The sequence below is a fragment of the Sphingobium sp. WR1 genome (assembly GCF_059693745.1).
The window spans coordinates 346,049-369,716 of sequence record NZ_JCATID010000001.1 but is presented as its reverse complement, the minus strand read 5'-3'; the positions used below and the strand labels follow the sequence as shown (position 1 = coordinate 369,716).

Below are 23,668 nucleotides of genomic sequence, written 5' to 3'. Positions count from 1 at the left end.
CCCATGTAGGGCCAAACTGCCAAAATCCAAGGGCTGTTCGAAAGGATGGGGTCTATGGCAATCAGCCCCCTTCCTTTCGCCGCCTTCGATCCCCATAGAGATCAGCCATGACCGACACCGCCACCCCCGCCATCGAGATCCGCAACCTCACCAAGGTCTACAAGGGCGGCAAGCGCGCGCTCGACGGGATCAACCTCACCATCCCGCGCGGCCAGATATACGGCCTGCTGGGGCCGAACGGCGCGGGCAAGTCGACCACGATCAACATCCTCGCCGGCATGGTGAACAAGACGGCGGGCGATGTCCGCATCTGGGACTTCGACATCGACGTCAATCCGCGCAACGCCAAGAATTCGATCGGCATCGTGCCACAGGAAATCGTCTTCGATCCCTTCTTCACCCCGCTCGAGACGCTGGAGAATCAGGCCGGTTTCTATGGCGTGCCAAAGGACCGGCGCCGGTCGATGGAGTTGTTGCGCGCGGTCCATCTGGAGGACAAGGCCAACGCCTATGCCCGCACCCTTTCGGGCGGCATGAAGCGCCGCCTGCTGGTCGCCAAGGCGATGGTCCACAGCCCGCCCATCCTGGTACTGGACGAGCCGACCGCCGGCGTCGACGTGCAATTGCGCCAGCAGCTCTGGGCCTATGTCCGCGAACTCAACGCCATGGGCGTGACCATCGTGCTGACGACGCATTATCTGGAGGAAGCCGAGGAGCTGTGCGACCGGATCGGCATCATCAACCATGGCAGGGTCATCACCGACAAGCCGACCCGCGAACTGATCGCCATGGCGCAGGAGAAGGTGGTGCAGGTGACGGTCGACCGCGACGTGACGGTGGCGCCAGACGCCCCCTGTTTCGAGAAGGTCGAACTGTCGGGCGAGCGGACGCTGACCATCACCTATATGAAGGACCGCGCCAATGCGGGCCAGGTGCTGAGCGCGGTGCAGGCGAACGGCCTCGCCATCGTCGACGTGGTGACGCGCGACCCCGACCTGGAGGATGTGTTCCTGAACCTGACGGCGGCGGCGTGATGGATGATACCCATCCAGTTCCCCCTCCCGCTGGCGGGAGGGGGCCAGGGGGTGGGCCTGCGCGACCTTTCAAGCAGCGCGCAACTGCCCGCGCCAAGGAGGCACGCAATAGCGCCACCACCCCAGAGCAATTGCTTTGGCAATGTTTGAAAGGTCGGAAATTAGGGCATAAATTCAGCCGCCAGATGCCGGTGGGGCCTTACTTCGCCGACTTTCTCTGCCGTGAATTGAATTTCATCATCGAACTCGACGGCATGAGCCACGATCAAAGTGTCAAGCACGATCGTCGGCGCGACAGCTATTGCCGTTCGCTCGGCTTCAAAATCTTGCGTATTGCCAATGACGATGTGATGACGAATCTCGAAGGCGTGGTGTCGCACATCCAGGCGATCCTTGCGCAGGCCCACCCCCAACCCCTCCCGCCTGCGGGAGGGGAGTAGGTAAGAAATAGTAGAATAATGCCCACCACCACCCATGACGTCGTCATCATCGGCTCCGGCGCGGCGGGGCTGACAGCCGCCATCAACCTCGCGCAGGACCGCAAGGTGCTGGTGCTGGCCAAGGGGGCGCTCGATGGCGGGTCCACCAACTGGGCGCAGGGCGGCATCGCCGCTGTACTCGACGCGGGTGACAGTTTCGAGGCGCATGTCCATGATACGATGGTCGCCGGCGCGGGCCTCAATAATCGCGAGACGGTGGAATTCGTCGTCTCCGAAGCGCCCGCCGCGATCGAGCGGCTCGCGGATCTCGGCGTCCCCTTCAATGGCGGCGAAGCCTTTGGCAAGCGCTGGGACCTGACGCGCGAGGGCGGACACAGCCATCGCCGCATCGTCCATGTCGACGACGCGACCGGCCATGCGGTGCAGGTCGCGCTGCTCAAGGCCGCACGCGCCAATCCCAACATCACCCTGATGGAGGATATGGTCGCGATCGACCTCATCACCTCCCGCCATGGCGAGCGCTATTCGGGCGACGGCCATGTCTGGGGCGTCTATGCCTTCAACAAGCAGACCAAGCGGGTGGACGCGCTGCTGGGGCGGGCGACGATCCTGTGCACGGGCGGCGCGGGGCGCACCTATCTCTTTTCCACGGCGCCGCGCGGGGCGACCGGCGACGGCATCGCCATGGCCTGGCGCGCGGGCTGCCGCGTGTCCAACATGGAGATGAACCAGTTCCACCCGACCTGCCTCTACAATCTGGAGGTCAAGAATTTCCTGATCACCGAGGCGGTGCGCGGCGAAGGCGGGCATCTGAAGCTCCCCCCCGGCGTGCCCGGCGGCGGCGAGCGTTTCATGCCGCGCTTCGATCCCCGCGCCGAACTGGCGCCGCGCGACATCGTGGCGCGTGCGATCGACCATGAGATCAAGCGGCTGGGCCTCGACTATGTTCATCTGGACATCAGTCACAAGGAGCCGGAATTCGTGAAGCACCACTTCCCGACCATCTACGCCCGGCTGCTCGACCTGGACATCGACATCACGAAGGAGCCGATCCCGGTCGTCCCGGCGCAGCATTATACCTGCGGCGGCGTGGTCATCGACCTGGACGGCCGCACCGACCTGCCCGGCCTCTATGCCGCGGGCGAGGTGAGCGAAAGCGGTCTGCACGGCGCCAATCGCCTGGCGTCCAATTCGCTGCTGGAATGTTTCGTCTTCGGCGAGGCGGCGGCCAGGCATATCCGGGCGAACTGGGACGCGCTGCCCGCGCCGCCGCCGATCCGGCCATGGGACGAAAGCCGCGTCACCAACAGCGACGAGGAAGTCATCGTCCAGCATAACTGGAAGGAAATCCGCCGCTTCATGTGGGACTATGTCGGCATCGTCCGCACCACCAAGCGGCTGGAGCGCGCGCAGCACCGCATCGACCTGCTGGCGAAGGAGGTCGATGACTATTACGGCAATTTCCGCGTGACGCCGGACCTGATCGAACTGCGCAACCTGCTGGAGGTCGCGCGGCTGGTGGTCCGATCCGCCCTCCACCGCAAGGAAAGCCGGGGGCTGCACTATACGCTGGACTTTCCGGAAACGCTGGAGACGGCCGTGGACACGGTGCTGACGCCTTAGAGGCTGTCCCTCTCCGTTCGCTTCGAGCGAAATCGACAGGCGGCCAGAACTGCGCTTCCTGTTTCTCGACTTCGCTCGAAACGAACGAACGTCAGGATAAATTTTTGGCACGGGTCCGGGAGGACGCCGCGTCACCGTTCAACCGGCGTCAAAGGGCGAGAAAATCCTTGAGCGCCGCGTTGAAGCGGGCGGGCTGGTCGCCCATCACCATATGTCCGCTGGGGCCGATCGCCTTGAGCAGCACATTCCTCTTGGGCGCATAGGCGGCGCGGAAGCGGCTTGTGATCGCGGCAGCCTGCTGCGCGTCCGATCCGACCGCATAGACCACCTCCAGCGGCGCGGCGAGGCGCGAAAGCTGCGGGCCGAGGTCGATATTGGCGAGATCGCGCAGCGCGTTGGCGATGACGTCGGGGTCGCTGTTCGTCGCGCCGGGCGCCTGCGCGACCATCTGCGCCAGATAGCGACGCCCCGCCGCCGTGCCGGTCAGATAGCCGCTGAGCTGGTCGGCGAGGAAGCCGAGGCCGTTCGCCGTGCCGCCGACCATCGCCGCGCCGGCAGGCAGCATGTCGACCACCATGACCCGGCTCGCAATGCCCCGGAGGCCCAGCAGCATCGCCAGTGTCCCGCCCATCGAGTGGCCGACGACGGCCGGGCGCTTCAACCCGGCGGCGGCGATATAGCGCGCAATTTCGTCGGCGATCGGCTGGAGCAGCGGGCCGCTGGCATTGGCCTCGGGCGCCAGACCCGCAAAGCCGCGCACATGGACGAGGTGAAAGCGACAGTCCGGCAAGGCGCCGAGCACCCCGTTCCAGATGCCGGGACCGCTGGCGAGGCCGGGGATCAGCAACACGTCCCGTCCTGCGCCGCGCACGGTCATGGCAATCCGCCGCGAAGCGAAGGGCGCAGCCCATACCGCGCCGCCGCTTGCCGTCATCCCCGCTGCCAATGCGCCAAGCAGCAGCGCCCGCCTGTCCAGTCCGTTCGTCATGCCGTCGCTATTGCCCGTCCGCCGCTGAACCGCAACTGAGCGATCCCTGCCTTCGATCAAAGGGTTGCATCGTTCAGCCTCCTTACATCGCATTTGTGGAATCATTCGTCGCACGGGCCTTGCCGGAACGGATGGCAGGACCATCCCTTAGGTCACGAGCGAGTGCGGGGAAGACGATGAGATCGAAGATGAGCCGGGGCGGGTCAGCGCGCCTGGTGCTGTTGATGGCGGCGCTGTCCGCCTGTGTGAGCGCGCCGGAACCGCGCCGGGCGCAAGCCGCCGCCTCTGTCCCACAAAAGCCGCTGCCCGGTCGCGCCCAGCCCACGACCAACAGCTGGCCGATCCGCCCGGTCGCCAATCCGCCCCAGCCCTATCGCGACATCGACCAGCGCGAAACGCCGCCACCCGCGCTGGTCAATGTCGTGCGCAACCTGGGGCAAAGCTTCCATGGCAAGGTCGGCATCGCCGTCCGCCGCATCGGCGCCGACTGGACCGTGGCCTGGAACGGCAACGTCCTCTTCCCGCAGCAGAGCGTGTCGAAACTGTGGGTGTCGATGACCTTCCTCGACGCGGTCGACCGGGGCAAACTGCGCCTGGCCGACACCGCCACCATCACGCGCAACGACCTGACCCTGTTCCACCAGCCGTCGGCGGCGATGCTCAAAAACGGCAGCTGGACCACCAGCTATTCGGACCTGATGCGCCGGGCGATGACGCAGAGCGACAATACCGCCAACGACACGCTGCTGCGCGCGGTCGGCGGGCCGGAGGCGGTGCGCGGCTTCCTGGCGCGGCGGATGATCAAGGATATCCGCTTTGGCCCGGGCGAGCGGCTGTTGCAGTCGGCGACGGCGGGCATGGACTGGCGGCAGGATTATTCGATCGGCCGCAATTTCTACGCCGCCCGATCGCGTCTGCCCATGTCGGTGCGGGTGAAGGCGCTCGACAATTATCTGGCCAATCCGCCGGATGGTGCGGCCCCCGCCTCGATCGTCCGGGCGCTGGCGAAGCTGAAGGAGGGCGACATGCTGTCCTCCGCCTCGGCACGGCTGCTGATGTCGATCATGTCGGAAGCCAAGACCGGGCCGCAGCGGATCAAAGGCGGCGTCCCGCCGGGCTGGTCCTATCTGCACAAGACCGGCACGGGGCAGGAACTGCCGCCGCGCTCGACCGGCTATAACGACATCGGCATCATGACCGCGCCCGACGGCACCAGCTATGCGGTGGCGGTGATGATCGGGTCGACCACCGTGTCGATTCCCGAACGCTGGGCGCTGATGCAGGCCGTGTCCAAGGCGGTGGCAGCCAATCACGAGAGACGCTGAAGACGTCAGAAACGCCGCGTGACGCCGAAATAGACTTCGCTGTCGGGGCTGTCCGCGTTCAATCCGACATTGAGGCCGATGTCGAGCTGCATGGCGTCGGACGGCTGCCAGGCGAAGGACAGCCCGCCCAGCGCCTGGGTGTTGCGCCCCGCCGGGTCGTCGTCGCGCATCAGGGACGTCTCAACCGTCGCCGACACGGTATCGCCGAGCGACACGCCCAGGCCGACGACGCTGCCGTAGGCGAGATGGCGGCCGTCGCCATCCTCGTCCACCGCCGCGTCGACCTCGGGCGTCAGCCCCAGGGACAGACCGCCGCCCAGATCGAAGCTGACGGGGATCAGCAACCCCGCGCCCCAATCGCCCGCACCGATCGCTTTGCCCCCGGCCGGCAGGGTCATATAGGGCATGGCGGCGATCGAAAAGCCCGATCCATCCGGGTTACGGAAATTTTGCAGCAAGGCCAGCCGCACGTCGCCGACGCCGTCGCTGCGGTCGATCGCGCCGCTGACCCGGTCGCGGGTGCGGACATGGCCATAGGCGGTCCAGCCGAATTGCGCCTCCAGACTGTCGGTCAGTCCGACGCGGAGCGCCAGCTCGCCAATCTCGACGCTGTCGCTACGCTCCTGCGCGTCGCTTTCGCGCGTCCAGTCGCCCAGACCGAGTTCGACCATCATGCGTCCCGGCTCAACCGTGCAGGGCGGCGTGCCCAGCCCCGGCCGATCGGCGCACAAGTCCCGCGGCGCGGCCTGCTGCGGCTGGGCCAGGGCCGCCGCGGGAATCAGTCCGGCCAACATCATCGCCAGCATTCGCGCCATCATATTCCCCCCTCGCCCCATATGTGGAGCTTACACCAAGAAACCGGCTGAAAATAATCAAACACCAGCCTGCCCCATATGAACGCAAGCCTGTTTCAGGGGCCAAGCCGGCAATTGACGCCGCGCACGATCGATGAGGGCGAGTGCGGCGTGCCCATCAGCGGGACGCGGCGGGATGTGATGGAATAAACCGTCCTCGCCCCGCGTATGCCGGGCATGAAACAGTCCCTCCATTTTCCCGCCGACCGCAATGTCATCCCGCTCCGCACCGGCTTTCCCGGTCGGAAACCGGTCCGCATCGCGCTGTTTTCCGGCAATTATGACTGTGTGCGCGATGGCGCGAACCGCGCGCTCAACCGGTTGGTCGCCCATCTCCTCTACCGGGTCGGCATGGAGGTGCGCGTCTATTCGCCGACCGCGCCCCTGCCCGCCTTCCAGTCGGTGGGAGACATCCGCTCGGTTCCCTCGCTCGCCATTCCCGGCCGCCCGGAATATCGCGTCGCGATCGGCCTGACGCGCGGAGTGCGGCGCGATCTCGACCAGTTCGCGCCCGACATCATCCATCTGTCCTGTCCCGACCGGCTGGGTCGGCAGGCGCAGACATATGCCCATGCACGCGGCATCCCGGTGGTGGCGAGCCTGCACACGCGCTTCGAGACCTATCTCGATTATTATCGCCTTTCCTTCCTGCGCGGGGCGATCGAGCGCTATCTCGATCGCTTCTATGGCGATGCCGACCTGATCCTGGTCCCGACCGCGCCGATCCGCGACGAGATGGCGGAGCGCCATGGCGCGGACAGGCTGTTGGTCTGGGGCCGGGGCATCGATCCGCATGACTTTGCGCCGACCCGACGCGACCCGGCCTTCCGCGCCGCCCATGGCTATGGAGAGGGCGACTTCGTCCCGCTCTTCTTCGGGCGGCTGGTGCGGGAGAAAGGGCTGGATGTCTTTGCCGACGCGGTTGCCGCGATCCGGGCGCAGGGCCATATGGTGCGGCCGCTGATCGTGGGCGAGGGGCCGGCCCGATCCTGGCTGGCGCAGCGCCTGCCCAACGCCACCTTCCTGGGCCATCTGAGCGGCAAGGCGCTGGGCCGGGCGGTGGCCAGCGCCGACATCCTCATCAATCCCAGCGTCACCGAGGCGTTCGGCAACGTCAATCTGGAGGCGATGGCGTCGGGCCTCGCCATATTGTCCGCCGATGTGCCGAGCGCCGCCGCTTTGGTCGACCACGGCCGTACCGGTCTGCTGCTGCCGCCCGCCAACGCCCAGGCCTATGCCGATGCCGCGATCGGGCTGATGAACGATCCGGGCAGGCTGGCCACGATGCGGCGGGCGGCCGCGGACGAGGCGGCGCGGCATGTTTGGGACGATGTGCTGGACGTGGTCGCCCACGCCTATGGCGCGCTGTTGCAGCATCGGTTGCTGCCGGTCATGCGGGTCCTGACTTGCCCGCCGCGCGCCGGCACGGGATAAGCGACGGAATGGACGAACGGCGCGACATGGAGGCGGAGTTGCTGGCGATGCGGCGCTATGCCCGGTCGCTCGCCCGCGACGAACAGGATGCTGACGATGTCGTGCAGGATGCATTGTTGCGCGCGATCGAACGCAAGGCGACCTACCGGCCCGAACGCAGCCGCACCCGCTGGCTGCTGGCGATCGTCCACAATGTCTTCATTTCGGGCAAGCGGCGGCAGGCGGCCGAGACACGCCGCAACGACCGCTTCGCCGAGACTTTGCTTGCCAGCGTGGACCCGCGGCAGGAGGAGCATGTGCGGCTGGCCGAGATCGCGCGGGGCTTCGCCGCCCTGCCCGACGCCCAGCGCGCGATACTGCACCTCACCGCGATCGAGGGGTTGAGCTATCAGGAGGCGGCGAATGTGCTGGGCGTGCCGATCGGCACGGTGATGTCGCGCCTGTCGCGGGCGCGCGCGGCGCTGCGTGAGGGACAGGCTGGCAAGGCCGGGCCGCATCTGCGGCTGGTGGGAGGACAGGATGAGCAATGAGGTGAATGCGCTGGAGATCGACGCCTATGTCGACGACCAGCTGGAACTTTCCCGCCGGTTCGTGGTGGAGACGCATCTGTCCCGCAACCCCGATCAGGCGGCGCGGGTGATGGCGGACCTGTCGACCCGCAGCGCGCTGCGGCTAATGGCGCCCCGCCCCGGCGCCATGCCCGACGCGATGGCGGAGACGGCGGTGCGGTTGAAGGCGTTGCCGTCCCGGCCGCTGTGGCGGCGGTCCCTGCCTGCCGTCGGCGCGATGGCGGCCGCCGCGAGCCTGGCCATGGTCTTCCTGCGTCCGTCCGGCCCGCCCGATTATGTCGACTATGCGGTCAATTCGCACCGCATCGCGATGATGCGGGCCGCGATGGTGTCGCAGGTGGAAACGCCCCGCTATGACGCGCGCGAGATCGCGTCCAACACCCGCATCGCCATGCCGCATCTGCCGGGCGACTGGCGCGTGACCGACGTCCAGCTCTTTCCCACCGAGCGCGGCCCGGCGCTGGTGGTCGCGGTGAAGACGGAAGGCGGCAAGAATTTCTCGCTCTTTGCGCTCCGCGACCGCAGCCGCGCGCCCGAACGGCCCGATGCCGTGCGGGAAGGCGCGGAATCGGTCGCCTATTGGCGACGCGGCGACATGTCCTACGCCCTCACAGGCAGCGGCGAACCGCGCCTGATGGACGCGACGGCGGAGGCATTGACGCGCGACTGGTCCTGAAGGCTGGAGGGGATGGCGGTTAATCGCTATCCCTTCGGGCCATGACCCAGAATCATCTCTATCTCGTCGACGGCAGCGGCTATATCTTCCGCGCCTATCATCAGCTTCCCCCGCTCACCAACCAGCATGGCCAGCCGGTCGGCGCGGTCTATGGCTATACGACGATGCTGTGGAAGCTGGCCGAGGAACTGGGCAAAGCGGAAGGCCCGACCCATCTGGCCGTGGTGCTGGACAAGGGGTCGCACACCTTTCGCAACGACATGTACGACCAGTATAAGGCGAACCGCCCGCCCGCGCCCGAGGATCTGGTCCCGCAATTTCCGATGATCCGCGATGCGACGCGCGCCTTCTCCCTCCCCTGCATCGAGGAAGCGGGCTTCGAGGCCGACGACATCATCGCCAGCTATACCAAGGCGGCGGTCGCGGCGGGCTGGCATGTCACCATCGTCAGTTCCGACAAGGATCTGATGCAGCTGATCCAGCCCGGCGTCGACATGTACGACACGATGAAGAATGAGCGGCGCGGCGCGGACTATGTCATGGGCAAGTTCGGCGTGCAGCCGGAGCAATTGGGCGACGTCCTCGCGCTGATGGGCGACAGCGTGGATAACGTCCCCGGCGTCCCCGGCATCGGGCCCAAGACCGCCGCCAAGCTGATCACCGAATATGGCGGGCTGGAAGCGGCGCTCGAAGCCGCGCCTGCGATGAAGAAATCGAAGATGCAGGAAAATCTGATCGCCCATGCCGACATGGCGCGGCTGTCGCGGCGGCTCGTCGCGCTGCATGACTCCATGGACCTGCCCGAGCCGCTGGACGATCTGACGTTGAAGGGCATCCCGCCCGAGCCGTTGCAGGCCTTCCTCTCGCATCACGGCTTCAAGACGCTGCTCAACCGCCTCGGCGCGCCGGCGGCCGCCGTTGCGGTGGCCGCGACCGCCGCGGCGGCGACCGACAGCGCACCGCCCGCCGCGCCCACGCATGAGGAAGAAGCGGCGATCGACCGCAGCCTCTACGAAACGGTCGTGACCGAAGAGGCGCTGGACCGCTGGATCGCCGCCGCCCATGCCGAAGGGCTGGTGGCGGTGGACACCGAAACCGACATGCTCGACTGCGTGTCCTGCGCGCTGGTCGGCATCAGCCTGGCGGTCGGGCCGAACAGGGCCTGTTATATCCCCGTCGGCCATGGCGGCACCGACATGTTCGCCGAGCGGCCGCAGCAACTCGACAAGGCGCTGGTGCTGGCGAAGCTCAAGCCGCTGCTGGAGGACGATAGCGTCCTCAAGGTCGGCCAGAATCTGAAATATGACCTGACCGTGCTGCGGCGTCACGGGATCGAGGTCGCGCCCTATGACGACACCATCGTCATGAGCTTCGACCTCGACGCGGGCCAGTCGCTCGCCGGCCACGGCATGGACGAGGCGGCGCGCGTCCACCTCAATCATATATGCATCAGCTTCAAGGAGGTGGTCGGCACCGGCAAGAGCCAGATCAGCTTTGCCGAAGTGCCCCTGCCCCGCGCCACCGAATATGCGGCCGAGGACGCCGACGTCACCCTGCGCCTGTGGAAGCGGTTCAAGACCCGCGTCGCCAATGAAGGCGCGAACCGCGTCTATGAACTGGTCGACCGCCCGCTGGTCGGCGTGATCGCGCAGATGGAGCATCACGGGGTCAAGGTCGACCGCGAGGCGCTGTCCCGCCTGTCCGCCGAATTCACCGCCGGCATCGCCGCGCTGGAAGCGGACATCCACGAGATTGCCGGCCAGCCCTTCGCCATCGGTTCGACCCAACAGCTGGGCGCGATCCTGTTCGACAAGATGGGCTATAAGGGCGGGAAGAAGGGCAAGTCGGGCGCCTATTCCACCGATGTCACCATATTGGAGCAACTGAAGGCGCAGGGCGCGCCGATCGCCGCCAAGGTGCTGGACTGGCGGCAATTATCCAAGCTCAAATCCACCTATACCGACGCGCTCCAGGCCCAGATCAACAAGGATACGGGCCGCGTCCACACCAGCTATTCACTGACCGGCGCGCAGACCGGCCGCCTGTCCTCCACCGATCCCAACCTCCAGAATATCCCGATCCGCACCGAGGTCGGCCGGCAGATCCGCCACGCCTTCGTCGCCGAACCCGGCAATGTCATCCTGGCGGCGGACTATAGCCAGATCGAACTGCGGCTCGCCGCCCATATGGCAGACGTGCCCGCGCTCAGGGAGGCGTTCGCGAATGGCGAGGATATTCACGCCGCCACCGCGATGCAGCTTTTCGGCGAGGTCAACCGCGACACCCGCGGCCGCGCCAAGACGATCAACTTCGCCATCCTCTACGGCATTTCACGCTGGGGCCTCGCGGGCCGGCTGGAGATCAGCGCGGACGAGGCGCAGGACATGATCAGCCGCTATTATGAGCGCTTCCCCGGCATCAGCATCTATATCAACGAGACGATCGAGAAGGCGCGCGAACGGGGTTACACGGAAACCCTGTTCGGCCGGAAGACCTGGTTCCCGCGCATCAAGGCTTCGATCCAGCATGAACGGCAGGGCGCCGAGCGCGCCGCGATCAACGCCCCGATCCAGGGCACCAGCGCCGACATCATCAAACGGGCCATGGCGCGCATGGGGCCGGCGCTGGAGGCGGCGGGCCTGGGCGAGGTGAAGATGCTGCTTCAGGTCCATGACGAACTGGTGTTCGAACTGCCCGAAGGCGATGTGGAGGCGGCGAGCACGGTGATCCGCCGGGTCATGGAAACGGCCGCCGAGCCGATCGTGAAGCTGAGCGTCCCGCTGGGCGTGGAGATCGGCACCGGGCCGAGCTGGGGCGCGGCGCATTGAGAGGGTAGCGCTATTCGTAGAGCGCGCTGCGTTAAATCCGACGCAGGTCGCGCGCTCTAGTTCTTTGTTGTCGCATCGTTTTTCGCGCGAAACCGGTTCCCACTTTTGCGCACGATGCTCTAAACCTTCAGCGCGGCGGCCAGCGCGGCGCGGATGCCCTGCAATCGCGCGACCAGATCATCCGTCGATGTCGATGCCGCGGCTTTCGGTGCGGCCATGCCGTCGCCATCGCTCAGCGCTTTCTGCGCGCCCTTGACGGTGAAGCCTTCGACATGGAGCAGATGATGAATGCGGCGCGCCAGCACCACATCGTCCGGCCGGTAATAACGCCGATTGCCCGATCGCTGGAGCGGCCGCAATTGCGGGAAGCGCGTTTCCCAATAGCGCAAGATATGTTGGGGCAGACCAAGCTCGCCGGCCAGCTCGCTGATGGTAAGGAATGCCCCCTCCGCTTTTTTCATGACAGGGATGTTGCACCCATCACCGCGGAAAGGTCAACTGTGCCAAATCACGAAAAACGAGGAAAAAGTGGTAGATCGAGGCGTCGATCAGGCCACCCGGTCCCGCATCGCCTGGCTTGCGCGGAAGGTCAGCACCCGGCGCGGTTCGATCGGCACCTCGACACCCGTTTTGGGATTGCGCCCCATGCGCTGCGTCTTATCGCGCAGCACGAAAGTGCCAAAGCTCGAAATCTTCACATTCTCGCCACGCTCCAGCGCCGCCGACATATGGTCGAGGATGGATTCGACCAGCGTCGCGGCTTCCGCGCGTGACAGACCGACATGGCGATTCAGACTCTCGGCCAAGTCCGCGCGCGTCAATGTGCCAGTCATTTCCCTGTTCCCTCTCGCCTGCTTTTAGCGATCATCCCCCCGATGATCCTTCCCGAATCTGACTGATTCGCAATGATTCGGCAAGATAGCCGGAAGGGGTGTCAGACTCGCAGGACGCAGGCGCCCCAGGTGAAGCCGCCGCCCATGGCTTCCAGCACGACGAGGTCGCCGGGTTTGATCCGCCCGTCGCGCATGGCGAGGTCCAGCGCCAGTGGAACCGATGCGGCGGACGTGTTGGCGTGGCGATCCACGGTCATGATGACGCGATCCGCCGGCAGCTTCAGCTTGCGGGCGGTGGCGTCGAGGATGCGGGCATTGGCCTGGTGCGGGACCAGCCAGTCGATCTCCGTGGCGGGCAGGCCGGCCTGCGCCATCACTTCGGTCAGGACCGAAGCGAGGTTGGTGACGGCATGACGGAAGACTTCCTGTCCCTTCATGCGCAGCTTGCCCACGGTCTGCGTGGTCGACGGGCCGCCGTCGACATAGAGAAGCTGGTTATGGCGTCCGTCGGCGTGCAGCTTCGACGCCAGGATACCACGCGCGGACATGGGATCGGTGGCCGCGCTTTCCTCCACCCCCAGCACGATCGCGCCGGCGCCGTCGCCGAACAGGACGCAGGTGGTGCGGTCTTCCCAATCGAGGATGCGGCTGAAGGTTTCCGAACCAATCACCAGCGCGCGATGGGCGGCGCCCGAGCGGATCATGCTGTCGGCGACGGTGACGGCATAGAGGAAACCCGAGCAGACCGCCGCCACGTCGAAGGCGACGCAATCGTCGATGCCGAGCGCCGCCTGCACCTTGGTCGCGGCGGCGGGAAAGGTCTGGTCGGGCGTCGCCGTCGCCAGGATGATGAGGTCAATGTCCTGCGCGACAAGACCGGCGGCGTCCAGCGCGGCGCGGGCCGCGTCGGTCGCCAGTGTCGCGGTGGTCTCGCCCTCGCCGGCGATATGGCGGGCGCGGATGCCGGTGCGCTCGACGATCCATTCATCGCTGGTGTCGACCGTCCGGGCCAGTTCGTCATTGGTGACGATGCGCGCGGGCAGGGCGGAACCCGTCCCCAGGAGAATCGAACGGCGGATCACTTGACAGGCTGCTCCAGCTTGGACGCGGCGGCCGACAGGCCCTCAATCCCCGCCATGTCGGCGGCGATGCGGCGCGTGATATCCTCTTCCAGCAGGCGCGCGGCGACATGGACGGCATTGGCCACGCCCTTTTCGTCCGCGCCGCCATGACTTTTCACCACGACGCCGTTGAGGCCCAGGAACACCGCGCCATTATGGTTGTTGGGATCGAGATGATGTTTGAGCAGGTGCATCGCCGGCTTCGAGATCAGGAAGCCGATCTTCGAGCGGATCGAACTGGTGAAGGCCCTGCGCAGCACGTCGGTGACGAAGCGCGCGGTGCCCTCCGCCGTCTTGAGCGCGACATTGCCGGAAAAGCCGTCGCAGACGATGACGTCGGTGTCGCCGCGGCCGATCTTGTCACCTTCGGTGAAGCCGTCGAACTGGAGCGGCAGCGTCCCGGCGGACCGGAGCACGGTGGCGGCGTCGCGAATCTGGTCGGTGCCCTTCAGCTCCTCGGTGCCGATGTTGAGCAGCCGGACGCGCGGCCGGTCGAGGTCGAAGGCGATGCGCGCATAGGCCGCGCCCATCACCGCGAACTGGACGAGGTTGCGGGCGTCGCATTCGGTGTTGGCGCCCAGGTCCAGCATGATCACGTCATTGTCGCCCAGCGTGGGCAGCATCGCCGCCAGCGCGGGGCGATCGACGCCCGGCATGGTGCGCAGCGCCAGCTTCGCCATCGCCATGAGCGCGCCGGTATTGCCGGCGGACACGGCGGCGCCGGCCTCCCCCGCCTTCACGGCGGCGATGGCCTTGGCCATGGAGCTGTTCTTCTTGCGAATCGCGACGCTCGGCTTGTCGGAGCCGTCGACGACCGTATCGGCATGGACGATGTCCGACGCCGCCCGCAAATTGGGGTGATGGTCGAGCGCCGCCTTGATCCGCTCCTCGTCGCCGAACAGGGTGAAGCGCAGCCCATCGTGGCGGCGGCGGGCCAAGGCGGCCCCCGCCATCATCACGCGCACGCCTTCGTCCCCGCCCATCGCGTCGATTGCGATTCGCGGTTGGCTGGACACTTTAATTCACCCCTTTGCGGAGTAGAGGACGGGCTTACGCCCCGACGGCGACGATTTCGCGGCCGTTATAGTGACCGCAGGCGTCGCACAGATTATGGGGACGCTTCAGTTCACCGCAGTTCGAGCATTCCTGAAAAGCCTCGACGCGCAGCGCGTCATGGCTGCGGCGCATACCGCGGCGGGAAGGAGAAGTCTTGCGCTTGGGGACAGCCATGTCGGCACCTTATTCCATATATCAATCTGGTTGTGCGACTGGCCGGTTTCCGAACAGATGCCGACGCCAACGGCGCCGCAGACCCATGCGGCCCGGGTGATCGCGAAGCCCTGCGCCTATAGCGGTTTTTGCCGGAGGCGCAAGTCCTTCCTTGCCCCATCCGGCCGGCGCCCTAGGGTGCGGACCACCAGACAACAGGGATTTAACGATGCTACTGCCGATCACGCTGACCTTTGCCGCCGCCTGCGCGCTGCTGAACTTGTGGCTGGCGATTCGCTGCGCGCGATTTCGGATCAGGGACAAGGTGTTGCATGGTGACGCCGGCCATGGGCTGCTGGGCAAGCGGATGCGCGCCCATGCCAATTTCGTCGAATATACGCCGATCGTGCTGATTCTCTTCGCGCTGGTCGAACTGGCGACGGGCGCGTCGCTGTGGCTGTGGATCGGCGCGCTGGTCTATGTCGGGGCGCGGGTCGCCCATGCGTTCGGCATGGATGCGGACAAGCCCACCGCCCTGCGCGCGGGCGGCGCGCTGCTGACCTGGGGCGTGATGCTGGTCATGGCGATCGCGGCGCTGGACATTGCCTATATGGCGACGCAGGAATTGCCCGCGCCGCCGGTCATGGCTGTTCGTTGATTGGAAAAATGCGCGGAAGAGCGCATTTTTGATACCGCCCCGGCCCGCACCCCCACCCGGCCGCCCATAGAATACTCCCGTTGGGTGGCCGGGTGGGGGTGCGGGCCGGGGCGGATGGAATGTGCGACAGCACATTCCCAACACATCAGCGCGCCAGCACCGAATCAGCGACGAAGGGGTTCGTCCGCCGCTCATGGGCGAAGTTGCTCATCTGGCCATGGCCGGGGACGAAGGCGGTGTCTCCCCCCAGCGGCCAGAGCTTGCCGGTGATGGCGTCGATCAAATCCTGATGATTGCCGCGCGGAAAGTCGGTGCGGCCGATCGATCCCTGGAACAGCACATCGCCGACGATCGCCAGCTTGCTTGGCGCATGGTGGAAGACGACATGGCCGGGCGTGTGGCCGGGGCAATGGATGACGTCGAAGGTCAGATCGCCGACCGTCACCTGATCTCCGTCCTTGAGCCAGCGATCCGGCTCGAAACTTTCGCCCGGCACGCCCCAGCGCTCGCCATCGGCGGGCAGGCGGTCGATCCAGAAACGGTCATCCTCATGCGGCCCCTCGATCGGGACATGAAGGTCGCGCGCCAGCACCCCCGCCTGGCCGCAATGGTCGATATGGCCATGGGTGACGAGCAGCTTCTCGATCGTCACGCCATGCTGCGCCGCCGCCTGCTTGAGCAGCGGCAGATCGCCGCCCGGATCAACGAAGGCGCCGCGCATCGTTTGGGTGCACCAGAAAAGGGTGCAATTCTGCTGCAACGGGGTGACGGGGATGAGGATGGCTTTGAGCGGCGGCGTGGTCATGGCTTACGCATGTGGCGGACGGGTGAGCCATGTGCAACCCCTGCTGGGTCGGCGCTTCGGGAGGCCCGGATGTGATAGTCTGGAAGCGACCCTCGACATTGCCTCCGCGCTACCCTGTGACTGAATTATTGGGGTGGGACGCCTACCGCGCCTGTTCCAAAGCCACTTTGAGTGACAGTTCGCCCGAATTTGTCGATATAGCTAGGTGCAGCCACGCCGGGGTGATTGCCATCCTCCCCGCTCAACCGCGCAAACACCAATGCCACGTCGGCCGTATAGCAGCGCTTCGGCTTGCCTGATCGACAGGTGGACGGATGAACTGGAGCATCAATGGGTCGAGCGAATAACGTTACGCTTTCTGCGCCAGTGGAACGATTCTGACGACCTACGGCATCATGTATTTCTACATAACGATGGCCCTCTGCCCGAGCCATTTCAGCCGCCCGATAGATCGCGAAATCGGCCGCAGTCGCCCGACTATGGCCGCTGACGCTGCCCGTGATTTCCCAAAATCCGTCTTTCGCAATCTTGTTCTTATAACCATCGCCTCGCCCATCCATCGGACCATAACGACCACTATCATCATCACGAGCAATAGAAGCGGCAGGAACGGTCAGAGCAAAAACGGCGAGAAGGAGGGCGGCACGCATGTCAATCTCCAAAAAAGCACAAGACGGCTAACGCAGATTCCCTAATGTCTGGTAATGAGCTGTAAGGGGCTGGCAGCTGATCTTCTGCTCCCCAACCAATCGTCCGTCACACCGGGCGAACGGCCTTAAGTCGCCCTTATTCCGCCCCCTCGACCGCGAACGGCTCGGCCAGGCTGATGCTGTCTAGCACCTTGGCCGTTTCGTCGCGCACGCGCAGCATCACCCGGTGCAGGCGACATTCCGATTCGGGCAGGCAGTTGGTGCAGCTTTCATGCGCGAAGCGGCTGGCGCAGGGCGTGAGCGCCAGCGAGCCGCGCGTCAGCCGGACGATGTCGCCATAGCTGATGTCGACCGGCGCCAGTGCCAGCCAATAGCCCCCGTCCCGGCCCCGCTGCGTCGCCACCAGCCCTTCGCGCGACAATTCGGACAGAATCACGGTCAGGAACTTGGCCGGGATATTCTGCCGCGTGGCGATTTCGTTCAGGGGCACCGGCCCCTGGCGGTATCGATCGGCGAGATGCTGGAGGGCGCGGATGGCGTAACGGGTCTTCTGGGACAGCATGGATTCGTTATTCGCCCGCGGGGAGGCTTTGGCAAGTGAGGCTCATAAAAGAACGATTTCCAATGGATCGCGCAGTAAGCCCCCCGCCCCCGCTGATTCAGCTGGACGCGATATAATCGAAGCCTGCCAACTTCACATTGGCCAGACTCTTGTGCGGACCCAGCACGAGATTATTCCGCATATATTCCAGCATGATGGGTTGATCGGAAATTGTGGTTAGCAACAGCTTGTTTCCGGCGAAGAGGACCGGTGCAAGATTGCGGTTGGCGAACGCCATATATCGGACAAAGCCTTCAAACACGCCGGGCCAATGCGGGCTGTGGAAGTCATCCAGGAAAATCACGCCCCCGCCGACAATGACCTGCGAAGCCAATGCGAGGTCATTCATGACATGCTCCGCAGTGTGCCCGCCATCCACGCTGATGAGACGGTATCCATTGGCGCCCGAAGCCGCGAGAATATCCGCGGATCGCACACACATCGAATCCCCGGGCAGAATGCGTGCCTTTTCCGGTGCCCCGGCAAACTTCTCTATATTCGCCGTGAAAATGGCACGAAGATTATCCGCATGACCGGATTGGTCGATGTTGAGCGCCTGATCATCAAAAATGTCGATGGCCACGGCGACTTCATCGCTCCGCAGTGCAGCCATAAGTCCGAGAAAGAAGCGACCCTGGAAAACCCCGATCTCCATCGCGTCGCCCCGAACGTCGTGAAGATCATGAAAGGCCGCAACCAGATCAAGCGCGTCGACGGCCTGGTCCGCGACCCATCCACCGACCTGTTCATACGCGCCCTGGCGATATGCACTTAAAGCCTCAACGTGGGTCATAGATTCGCTCCTCCGCTCATGGGTCAGACCAGACATATCCCGCGACAACGGGGAATCCACATGAAATCACCCTACTTAGGGATAGCAAAGAGGATACCGTCTCGGCAGCCGCAGCCTATGGCCGGGTGGCTTCGGAAAGCGCCGCGCGCGCCTGCCCCGGAAAATCGCTGAAGATGCCATCCACGCCGGTCGCCGCGATCGCCTGGACGAAGCCGGCGAAGTCGCCGCGGCCCTGCGGATCGTCGGGCCGCTGGTAGGCGGCGGGCAGGAAGCTGTTTTCCATCCGCAGCGTCCAGACATGGACCTGCAACCCCGCATCATGGGCGCGGCCGACCAGCGCGGTCGGGCCTTGGGCATCGATGAGCAGCGCGGCCGACGGGCCGATGCCGTCAGCATAGGTCGCGATGTCGGCCAGCCCCTGCACGCTCAGCATGTCGGCATAGGTGGTGCCCGGCAGATCGGCGGGGCCGCCCTGCGCATCGACCAGTTGAATGAGGCGCAGGCGGGTGGCGGCGCGCAGCGCCTTGAGATTGCCGACCTCGAACGACTGGATGAAGACCGGATCAGCCTCCGTCTGATAGCCGTAGCGGCTCAGCAGATCGAGCAGGGCCGCCTGATGCGGCAGGCCGATCTTCGCGAAATAGCTGGGATGCTTGGTTTCGGGATAGACGCCGATGCGGCGGCCGGTTTCCGCCTCCTTGGCGCGGACCAGCTTCAATATCTCCTCGAAGGTCGGGATGAGGTAGAGATCGTTGAAACGCTTGTTGGCCGGGCGCAGGTCGGGCAGCCGTTCGCGGGCGCGCAGCGTGCGCAGCTCGGCGAGGGTGAAATCCTCGGTAAACCAGCCGACCATCTGAACGCCGTCGATGGTTTTCGTCGTCTTGCGGTCGGCGAACTCGGGATGATCGGCGACGTCGGTCGTGCCGCTGATCTCATTTTCATGGCGGGCGACGAGGATGCCGTCCTTCGTCAGCACCAGGTCCGGCTCGACATAGTCGGCGCCCTGATCGATCGCCCGCTCATAGGAGGCGAGCGTATGTTCGGGCCGTTCGCCGCTGGCGCCGCGATGCGCGATCAGGATCGGCTCAGCGGACGCGGTGGAGAGGGGGATGAGGCTCATGAGCAGGATCAACCCGATGCGCAGCAACCCCCGCCCGATCATGCCTTCACGCCTTGCAGCGCATTTTCATAGGTCGTCGCCTTGAACCCGACGATGGTTTCGCGGCCGGTGTCCAGAATGGGGCGCTTGATCATCGAGGGGTTGGCCATCATCAGCAGGATCGCCTTGTCCGCGTCGATATGCGCCTTGTCCCCGGCGTCCAGCGCCTTGAAGGTGGTGCCGGAGCGGTTGAGGATGGTTTCCCAGCCATGCTCCATCACCCAGTCCTCCAGCTTGGCCTTGTCGACGCCGGACACCTTATAGTCGTGGAAGCTGTAGGCGACCTGCTCATTGTCCAGCCAGTTGCGGGCCTTCTTGATCGTGTCGCAATTCTTGATGCCATACATGGTGATCATGATGCTGCGCTCCTGTTAGCTTTGGCCCATTACCCTTTGAAGGCGGTGACTTCGATTTCGATCTTCATTTCCGGTTTGATGAGGCCGGCGACGACGCAGCTGGCCGCGGGGCGGATCTCGCCGAAAACGGGTGCGGTCGCCTTGCCGAGGTCATCCCAATAGGCCGGGTCGGTGATGTAATAGGTCACGCGGACCACATCGGCGAAGGAGAAGCCGGCGTCCTCCAGCGCCTTGCCGATCACCTTGAGCGCATTGCGCCCCTGTTCCACCACGCTTTCGGGCATGGTCTTGGTTTCCGGGTCAGTGCCGGTGGTGCCGGCGACGAAGCACCAGTCGCCCTGGACGACGGCGCGCGAATAACCGACCTGCGCCTCGAAGGGCGAGCCGGAGGAAATGAGCTGGCGGGGCATGAGGGGGATTCCTGTTGCGGTGCGAAAGGATCGTCCGCGCCTTTGCCCCCTTGGCCCGCGCCTGTCCAGCGCTTTCGCCGGAACGGCGGAAAGCCGGAGCAGTCTTAACGGACCATTTGCCGATGCTTCGCTAAGGCGGTGGCATGACGAGACAAGGGATCGTACGGCAGGGACCGTCGCGCAAGAACAGGGTGCAGCAGGCATGGCTGGCGGAAGCACGGCGCGCCGGTAATGCGGCGCGGTTCCGGCCGGCGGGGCAGCGGCGGAGCAAGGGCTTCAGCGGCCCGGCGCTGATCTATACATTATGCCTTGGATTGCTGCTCGGCTGGTACGGGCCGGGCTGGATCGCGCGGTTCGATCGGCCCAGCGTCGATGTCCCGGCGCAAAGCCTGTCGGCGGACAGGCTATCGGCCGATTTCGGCCTTTGTCACAGCGGCGGTGGGACCGATTGCGTGGTCGACGGCGACACTTTCTGGTTCCGGGGCGAGAAATACCGGATCGCCGACATCGACACCCCCGAAACCCATGGGCCACGCTGCGCGGCGGAAGGGGAACGGGGCGCGCAGGCGACGCGGCGGTTGCAGGCGCTGATGAACGCCGGGCCATTCTCGCTGGAAAGCGGCGATCGCGATGCCGACCGCTATGGCCGCGCCCTGCGCGTCGTGACGCGCGAAGGCCAGTCGATCGGCGCCATGCTGGTCGCCGAAGGACTGGCCCGCAATTGGGATGGCAGCCGCCACCCCTGGTGCTGAGCGATCAGCGGCAGTTGAGATTGCCGCGGTCGATTTCCCGGCCGAGCAGTGCGCCCGCGCCGCCGCCGATCAGGATGCCCGCAACGTTGGACTGGCCCCGGTCGATCTGGCTGCCGAGCAGGCCGCCCAGCGCCGCGCCGACGATGAGGCCGGTGGTGCCGTCCGACCGGCGGCAATAATAGCGATCGTCATAACCGCGATAGATGCGGGTGCGGCGATCGACGCGGATCGGGGCATAGCCGCTGCGATAATAGCGGTCGGGCCGGTAATAGCGGCCATAGCGCGGGTCGGGCCGGTTCCAGTCATAGCTATAGACCGGGCGGCCGGGGCGAACATAACCGCGGCGGTCCTGACGCCAGTCGCGGCGGTCGTTGCGATAGTCGCGGTTCGCTTCATGCACGTCGCGGCGATAATCCCTGCGGGCGTCGCGCACGTCCCGACGATAGTCCTGGCGTGCATCGCGCACGTCGCGGCGATGCTCGCGCGCGTCGCGCCCCGGTTGCGCCAGAGCGGGGGTGGCGGTGATTCCGGTCAGGGTCATGGCGCCGAGCGAGACGGCGACAATCGCCTGTTTCAACGAAAATTTCATGGTGAGGCTCCTTCCCTCCAACAACTGATATTGGCCTTAGAACCCGCAGGCTTAGACAATGTTGCATGAACGGAACAAAACCGCGCATTCAGTCGGGGGACAGGTGGGTGCGGGCCTTTGAAACCCGGCTTGCCGCCCCAGCGCGGCGCGGGCAAAGTCGACAGCGATCTGGACAATCAAACGCGATTTTTCAGCTGTGGGCGTTGCCCGTTCGCTCCGCGCCGATTGATTGACGCGCCCGTCCGGGCGGGCGGGCATTCCGCCTGCCGGGGGAAGTTCCGGCGCAGCAGGAGGCGATATCAGAGCGCGTCTTCGATGGCCTGCCGCTGTTCGTTGGTGAGGCCGTCGGCGGCGGCGCCATTGTCGTCCTGGCCGTTCCGCGCGTCCTTGTCATCGTCGGGACCGACGATCTGGATCGCGGTCAGGATCACCAATAGCGCCCACAGCAGCGCCATCCAGCGGCTGGTGAAGAGAGAGCGAAGGCGGACGCCGAAAAGCACGGAGCCAAGGATAGGGCCATGCGGTTAAGGATGCCTCACTCCGAAGCGGTGCGGTGGGCGATTTCCGGCGCCGATAAGCTGGTCGGGCCAGTCAGGACGACGCGATCGAGACGGGCATGGCCCATGCAATTGTGACAATGGGCATGGTCGAACGCGACATCCAATATCCAGTCCTGCGCGTCGACATCCCATGTCGCCCACGCATCACGGGTGACATGATCGCTGCCGCAGACATTGCAGACATAGGCGTAGCGGGGTGCGGCTTGCTCGGTCATGCCGCAAGCATAAGCGGGGTTCGCCCCGTTTTGGCGGAAGGTTGATCCGTTATGGATGCAATGGCGTCAGGCGGCGGAACCTCACTCCGCCGCGATGCCCGCAGCCTTGAACATGTCGGGATCGCTGTCCGCATTGGCCGGTTCGCCACCCTTGATCTTCTGGCGGCGGTCGAAGGCGTCCCAGACATCGTTCCACTGGCCACGGGTGGCGGCCTTCGAATATTCGGTGGCGCGGGTTTCGAAGAAATTGGCGTGCTCCACGCCGTTCAGCAGCGGGGTCAGCCAGGGGAGCGGATGCTCGTCGATCATGTAGATGGGCTTGAGGCCCAGTTGCCCCAGCCGCCAGTCGGCGATGTAGCGGACATATTTCTTGATGTCCTTGGGCGTCATGCCGGGGACCGGACCCATTTCGAAGACAAGATCGACGAAGGCGTCCTCAATGCGGACCGTCTTCTGGCACATGTCCATGATGTCGTCCTTGACGCTGGCGGTCAGGCAGTCGCGTTCCTTCACGAAGGCGTGGAACAGGCGGATAATGCCCTCGCAATGCAGCGTTTCGTCGCGGACCGACCAGCTCACGATCTGGCCCATGCCCTTCATCTTGTTGAAGCGCGGGAAATTCATCAGCATCGCGAAGCTGGCGAAAAGTTGCAGCCCCTCGGTGAAGCCGCCGAACATGGCCAGCGTCTTGGCGATATCCTCGTCCGTGTCGACGCCGAACTGCTGGAGATAGTCGTGTTTGTCCTTCATCTCCTTATACTGCATGAAGGCGCTATATTCGCTCTCGGGCATACCGATCGTGTCGAGCAGGTGCGAGTAGGCGGCGATATGGACCGTTTCCATGTTGCTGAACGCGGTCAGCATCATCTTGATTTCGGTCGGCTTGAACACGCGGCCATATTTTTCGTGGTAGCAATCCTGCACTTCCACGTCGGCCTGGGTGAAGAAGCGGAAAATCTGGGTCAGAAGGTTGCGCTCATGGTCGGAGAGCTTCTGCGCCCAGTCGCGGCAATCCTCACCCAGAGGCACTTCCTCAGGCAACCAGTGGAGCTGCTGCTGACGCTTCCAGAACTCATAGGCCCAGGGATATTCGAAGGGCTTATAGACCTTGGAGGCTTGAAGAAGGGGCATGGTGGGTTACTCCGAGCGATCTGTTCTTCCCCTCTCCCACCGGGAGAGGGAGGGA

The 23,668-nt window shown here is 65.1% G+C and carries 28 protein-coding genes; 10 read left to right on the top strand and 18 right to left on the bottom strand.

Going from position 1 to position 23,668, the window contains the following annotated elements; translation table 11 throughout:
- Positions 1-107: 107 nt before the first annotated feature.
- The 3 genes from AC58EF_RS01880 to nadB are packed head-to-tail and all read left to right on the top strand — an operon-like array spanning position 108 to position 3,097.
- Positions 108-1,034, top strand: a complete 927-nt coding sequence (locus AC58EF_RS01880) for an ABC transporter ATP-binding protein (protein ID WP_497274017.1) — start codon at positions 108-110, stop codon at positions 1,032-1,034.
- Positions 1,034-1,474: an endonuclease domain-containing protein gene (locus AC58EF_RS01875; protein ID WP_497274015.1), complete on the top strand. Its 441-nt coding sequence runs from the start codon at positions 1,034-1,036 to the stop codon at positions 1,472-1,474. The genes AC58EF_RS01880 and AC58EF_RS01875 overlap by 1 nt, the downstream gene beginning before the upstream one ends.
- 18 nt (positions 1,475-1,492) lie before the next feature.
- On the top strand, positions 1,493-3,097 hold the full coding sequence (gene nadB / locus AC58EF_RS01870; protein WP_497274013.1) for an L-aspartate oxidase: 1,605 nt from the start codon (positions 1,493-1,495) through the stop codon (positions 3,095-3,097).
- A 148-nt stretch (positions 3,098-3,245) separates the two neighbouring features.
- On the opposite strand, the gene AC58EF_RS01865 is transcribed toward nadB, so the two are convergent.
- On the bottom strand, positions 3,246-4,085 hold the full coding sequence (locus AC58EF_RS01865) for an alpha/beta fold hydrolase (protein ID WP_497274012.1): 840 nt from the start codon (positions 4,083-4,085) through the stop codon (positions 3,246-3,248).
- A 176-nt stretch (positions 4,086-4,261) separates the two neighbouring features.
- Here AC58EF_RS01865 and AC58EF_RS01860 point away from each other — a divergent pair, with 176 nt between their 5' ends.
- Positions 4,262-5,410, top strand: coding sequence for a serine hydrolase (locus tag AC58EF_RS01860; RefSeq protein ID WP_497274010.1), 1,149 nt, complete (start codon positions 4,262-4,264; stop codon positions 5,408-5,410).
- 5 nt (positions 5,411-5,415) lie between these two features.
- On the opposite strand, the gene AC58EF_RS01855 is transcribed toward AC58EF_RS01860, so the two are convergent.
- The gene (locus AC58EF_RS01855; RefSeq protein ID WP_497274008.1) at positions 5,416-6,228 is read right to left on the bottom strand and encodes a transporter; all 813 of its coding nucleotides are present in this window, start codon (positions 6,226-6,228) and stop codon (positions 5,416-5,418) included.
- Positions 6,229-6,441: 213 nt separating this feature from the next.
- Between AC58EF_RS01855 and AC58EF_RS01850 the strand changes: the two genes are divergently transcribed.
- The 4 genes from AC58EF_RS01850 to polA are packed head-to-tail and all read left to right on the top strand — an operon-like array spanning position 6,442 to position 11,771.
- Positions 6,442-7,698 carry a glycosyltransferase family 4 protein gene (locus AC58EF_RS01850; RefSeq protein ID WP_497274007.1) on the top strand — a complete coding sequence of 419 codons (1,257 nt, stop codon included), beginning with the start codon at positions 6,442-6,444 and terminating at the stop codon, positions 7,696-7,698.
- Positions 7,699-7,706: 8 nt separating this feature from the next.
- Positions 7,707-8,228, top strand: coding sequence for a sigma-70 family RNA polymerase sigma factor (locus AC58EF_RS01845; RefSeq protein WP_497274005.1), 522 nt, complete (start codon positions 7,707-7,709; stop codon positions 8,226-8,228).
- Positions 8,218-8,943: an anti-sigma factor family protein gene (locus AC58EF_RS01840; protein ID WP_497274004.1), complete on the top strand. Its 726-nt coding sequence runs from the start codon at positions 8,218-8,220 to the stop codon at positions 8,941-8,943. The genes AC58EF_RS01845 and AC58EF_RS01840 overlap by 11 nt, the downstream gene beginning before the upstream one ends.
- Positions 8,944-8,984: 41 nt before the next feature.
- Positions 8,985-11,771, top strand: a complete 2,787-nt coding sequence (polA, locus tag AC58EF_RS01835) for a DNA polymerase I (protein WP_497274003.1) — start codon at positions 8,985-8,987, stop codon at positions 11,769-11,771.
- Positions 11,772-11,890: 119 nt separating this feature from the next.
- Here the strand turns inward: polA and AC58EF_RS01830 are convergent, their stop codons facing one another.
- The 5 genes from AC58EF_RS01830 to rpmF form a co-directional block, all read right to left on the bottom strand.
- Entirely contained in the window at positions 11,891-12,232 is a 342-nt protein-coding gene (locus AC58EF_RS01830; protein ID WP_497274002.1) for a MerR family transcriptional regulator, read from the bottom strand.
- 87 nt (positions 12,233-12,319) lie between these two features.
- Positions 12,320-12,604, bottom strand: a complete 285-nt coding sequence (ihfA, locus tag AC58EF_RS01825) for an integration host factor subunit alpha (protein ID WP_497274000.1) — start codon at positions 12,602-12,604, stop codon at positions 12,320-12,322.
- A 101-nt stretch (positions 12,605-12,705) separates the two neighbouring features.
- Entirely contained in the window at positions 12,706-13,686 is a 981-nt protein-coding gene (locus AC58EF_RS01820) for a beta-ketoacyl-ACP synthase III (RefSeq protein WP_497273998.1), read from the bottom strand.
- The gene (gene plsX, locus AC58EF_RS01815) at positions 13,683-14,708 is read right to left on the bottom strand and encodes a phosphate acyltransferase PlsX (RefSeq protein WP_497274179.1); all 1,026 of its coding nucleotides are present in this window, start codon (positions 14,706-14,708) and stop codon (positions 13,683-13,685) included. The genes AC58EF_RS01820 and plsX overlap by 4 nt, the downstream gene beginning before the upstream one ends.
- A 67-nt stretch (positions 14,709-14,775) precedes the next feature.
- The gene (gene rpmF / locus AC58EF_RS01810; protein ID WP_066864328.1) at positions 14,776-14,955 is read right to left on the bottom strand and encodes a 50S ribosomal protein L32; all 180 of its coding nucleotides are present in this window, start codon (positions 14,953-14,955) and stop codon (positions 14,776-14,778) included.
- Positions 14,956-15,163: 208 nt separating this feature from the next.
- On the opposite strand from rpmF, the gene AC58EF_RS01805 reads away from it, so the two are divergent.
- Positions 15,164-15,592, top strand: a complete 429-nt coding sequence (locus AC58EF_RS01805; protein ID WP_497273996.1) for an MAPEG family protein — start codon at positions 15,164-15,166, stop codon at positions 15,590-15,592.
- A gap of 145 nt (positions 15,593-15,737) precedes the next feature.
- Here AC58EF_RS01805 and AC58EF_RS01800 read toward each other — a convergent pair whose 3' ends face one another.
- The 7 genes from AC58EF_RS01800 to AC58EF_RS01770 all read right to left on the bottom strand — a co-directional run bounded on the left by AC58EF_RS01800 (position 15,738) and on the right by AC58EF_RS01770 (position 20,366).
- On the bottom strand, positions 15,738-16,397 hold the full coding sequence (locus tag AC58EF_RS01800; RefSeq protein ID WP_497273994.1) for an MBL fold metallo-hydrolase: 660 nt from the start codon (positions 16,395-16,397) through the stop codon (positions 15,738-15,740).
- Between the two features lie 125 nt (positions 16,398-16,522).
- Positions 16,523-17,047, bottom strand: a complete 525-nt coding sequence (locus AC58EF_RS01795; protein WP_497273992.1) for a hypothetical protein — start codon at positions 17,045-17,047, stop codon at positions 16,523-16,525.
- A gap of 136 nt (positions 17,048-17,183) precedes the next feature.
- Entirely contained in the window at positions 17,184-17,609 is a 426-nt protein-coding gene (locus AC58EF_RS01790) for an RrF2 family transcriptional regulator (protein ID WP_179044284.1), read from the bottom strand.
- A gap of 97 nt (positions 17,610-17,706) precedes the next feature.
- A complete protein-coding gene (locus AC58EF_RS01785) occupies positions 17,707-18,441 on the bottom strand; it encodes a class I SAM-dependent methyltransferase (protein ID WP_497273991.1) in 735 nt (244 codons plus the stop codon).
- 115 nt (positions 18,442-18,556) lie between these two features.
- Entirely contained in the window at positions 18,557-19,603 is a 1,047-nt protein-coding gene (locus AC58EF_RS01780; RefSeq protein WP_497273989.1) for a glycerophosphodiester phosphodiesterase, read from the bottom strand.
- Positions 19,600-19,956 carry an ArsC family reductase gene (locus AC58EF_RS01775; RefSeq protein ID WP_497273987.1) on the bottom strand — a complete coding sequence of 119 codons (357 nt, stop codon included), beginning with the start codon at positions 19,954-19,956 and terminating at the stop codon, positions 19,600-19,602. The genes AC58EF_RS01780 and AC58EF_RS01775 overlap by 4 nt, the downstream gene beginning before the upstream one ends.
- 29 nt (positions 19,957-19,985) lie before the next feature.
- Positions 19,986-20,366, bottom strand: coding sequence for a RidA family protein (locus AC58EF_RS01770; protein WP_497273985.1), 381 nt, complete (start codon positions 20,364-20,366; stop codon positions 19,986-19,988).
- A 143-nt stretch (positions 20,367-20,509) separates the two neighbouring features.
- Here AC58EF_RS01770 and AC58EF_RS01765 point away from each other — a divergent pair, with 143 nt between their 5' ends.
- Positions 20,510-21,118 carry a thermonuclease family protein gene (locus AC58EF_RS01765; protein ID WP_497273984.1) on the top strand — a complete coding sequence of 203 codons (609 nt, stop codon included), beginning with the start codon at positions 20,510-20,512 and terminating at the stop codon, positions 21,116-21,118.
- A gap of 4 nt (positions 21,119-21,122) precedes the next feature.
- On the opposite strand, the gene AC58EF_RS01760 is transcribed toward AC58EF_RS01765, so the two are convergent.
- From AC58EF_RS01760 to AC58EF_RS01745, 4 genes are all read right to left on the bottom strand, one after another.
- Positions 21,123-21,707 carry a glycine zipper 2TM domain-containing protein gene (locus AC58EF_RS01760; protein WP_497273983.1) on the bottom strand — a complete coding sequence of 195 codons (585 nt, stop codon included), beginning with the start codon at positions 21,705-21,707 and terminating at the stop codon, positions 21,123-21,125.
- Between the two features lie 299 nt (positions 21,708-22,006).
- Positions 22,007-22,207: a hypothetical protein gene (locus tag AC58EF_RS01755; RefSeq protein ID WP_497273982.1), complete on the bottom strand. Its 201-nt coding sequence runs from the start codon at positions 22,205-22,207 to the stop codon at positions 22,007-22,009.
- 35 nt (positions 22,208-22,242) lie between these two features.
- Entirely contained in the window at positions 22,243-22,482 is a 240-nt protein-coding gene (locus AC58EF_RS01750) for a hypothetical protein (RefSeq protein ID WP_497273980.1), read from the bottom strand.
- 81 nt (positions 22,483-22,563) lie between these two features.
- Entirely contained in the window at positions 22,564-23,613 is a 1,050-nt protein-coding gene (locus tag AC58EF_RS01745) for a ribonucleotide-diphosphate reductase subunit beta (protein ID WP_497273978.1), read from the bottom strand.
- Positions 23,614-23,668 lie beyond the last annotated feature (55 nt).

What these genes read in the sequence shown, in the direction of transcription:
- polA (WP_497274003.1), top strand. Translation starts at nt 8,985, where the DNA reads ATGACCCAGAATCATCTCTATCTCGTCGACGGCAGCGGCTATATCTTC.
- AC58EF_RS01855 (WP_497274008.1), bottom strand. Translation starts at nt 6,228, where the DNA reads ATGATGGCGCGAATGCTGGCGATGATGTTGGCCGGACTGATTCCCGCG.
- AC58EF_RS01840 (WP_497274004.1), top strand. Translation starts at nt 8,218, where the DNA reads ATGAGCAATGAGGTGAATGCGCTGGAGATCGACGCCTATGTCGACGAC.
- AC58EF_RS01785 (WP_497273991.1), bottom strand. Translation starts at nt 18,441, where the DNA reads ATGACCCACGTTGAGGCTTTAAGTGCATATCGCCAGGGCGCGTATGAA.
- rpmF (WP_066864328.1), bottom strand. Translation starts at nt 14,955, where the DNA reads ATGGCTGTCCCCAAGCGCAAGACTTCTCCTTCCCGCCGCGGTATGCGC.
- AC58EF_RS01760 (WP_497273983.1), bottom strand. Translation starts at nt 21,707, where the DNA reads ATGAAATTTTCGTTGAAACAGGCGATTGTCGCCGTCTCGCTCGGCGCC.
- ihfA (WP_497274000.1), bottom strand. Translation starts at nt 12,604, where the DNA reads ATGACTGGCACATTGACGCGCGCGGACTTGGCCGAGAGTCTGAATCGC.
- AC58EF_RS01875 (WP_497274015.1), top strand. Translation starts at nt 1,034, where the DNA reads ATGGATGATACCCATCCAGTTCCCCCTCCCGCTGGCGGGAGGGGGCCA.
- AC58EF_RS01795 (WP_497273992.1), bottom strand. Translation starts at nt 17,047, where the DNA reads ATGCGTGCCGCCCTCCTTCTCGCCGTTTTTGCTCTGACCGTTCCTGCC.
- AC58EF_RS01750 (WP_497273980.1), bottom strand. Translation starts at nt 22,482, where the DNA reads ATGACCGAGCAAGCCGCACCCCGCTACGCCTATGTCTGCAATGTCTGC.
- AC58EF_RS01745 (WP_497273978.1), bottom strand. Translation starts at nt 23,613, where the DNA reads ATGCCCCTTCTTCAAGCCTCCAAGGTCTATAAGCCCTTCGAATATCCC.
- AC58EF_RS01845 (WP_497274005.1), top strand. Translation starts at nt 7,707, where the DNA reads ATGGACGAACGGCGCGACATGGAGGCGGAGTTGCTGGCGATGCGGCGC.
- plsX (WP_497274179.1), bottom strand. Translation starts at nt 14,708, where the DNA reads ATGGGCGGGGACGAAGGCGTGCGCGTGATGATGGCGGGGGCCGCCTTG.
- AC58EF_RS01860 (WP_497274010.1), top strand. Translation starts at nt 4,262, where the DNA reads ATGAGATCGAAGATGAGCCGGGGCGGGTCAGCGCGCCTGGTGCTGTTG.
- AC58EF_RS01880 (WP_497274017.1), top strand. Translation starts at nt 108, where the DNA reads ATGACCGACACCGCCACCCCCGCCATCGAGATCCGCAACCTCACCAAG.
- AC58EF_RS01775 (WP_497273987.1), bottom strand. Translation starts at nt 19,956, where the DNA reads ATGATCACCATGTATGGCATCAAGAATTGCGACACGATCAAGAAGGCC.
- AC58EF_RS01790 (WP_179044284.1), bottom strand. Translation starts at nt 17,609, where the DNA reads ATGCTGTCCCAGAAGACCCGTTACGCCATCCGCGCCCTCCAGCATCTC.
- AC58EF_RS01780 (WP_497273989.1), bottom strand. Translation starts at nt 19,603, where the DNA reads ATGATCGGGCGGGGGTTGCTGCGCATCGGGTTGATCCTGCTCATGAGC.
- AC58EF_RS01765 (WP_497273984.1), top strand. Translation starts at nt 20,510, where the DNA reads ATGACGAGACAAGGGATCGTACGGCAGGGACCGTCGCGCAAGAACAGG.
- AC58EF_RS01850 (WP_497274007.1), top strand. Translation starts at nt 6,442, where the DNA reads ATGAAACAGTCCCTCCATTTTCCCGCCGACCGCAATGTCATCCCGCTC.
- AC58EF_RS01800 (WP_497273994.1), bottom strand. Translation starts at nt 16,397, where the DNA reads ATGACCACGCCGCCGCTCAAAGCCATCCTCATCCCCGTCACCCCGTTG.
- nadB (WP_497274013.1), top strand. Translation starts at nt 1,493, where the DNA reads ATGCCCACCACCACCCATGACGTCGTCATCATCGGCTCCGGCGCGGCG.
- AC58EF_RS01865 (WP_497274012.1), bottom strand. Translation starts at nt 4,085, where the DNA reads ATGACGAACGGACTGGACAGGCGGGCGCTGCTGCTTGGCGCATTGGCA.
- AC58EF_RS01830 (WP_497274002.1), bottom strand. Translation starts at nt 12,232, where the DNA reads ATGAAAAAAGCGGAGGGGGCATTCCTTACCATCAGCGAGCTGGCCGGC.
- AC58EF_RS01770 (WP_497273985.1), bottom strand. Translation starts at nt 20,366, where the DNA reads ATGCCCCGCCAGCTCATTTCCTCCGGCTCGCCCTTCGAGGCGCAGGTC.
- AC58EF_RS01805 (WP_497273996.1), top strand. Translation starts at nt 15,164, where the DNA reads ATGCTACTGCCGATCACGCTGACCTTTGCCGCCGCCTGCGCGCTGCTG.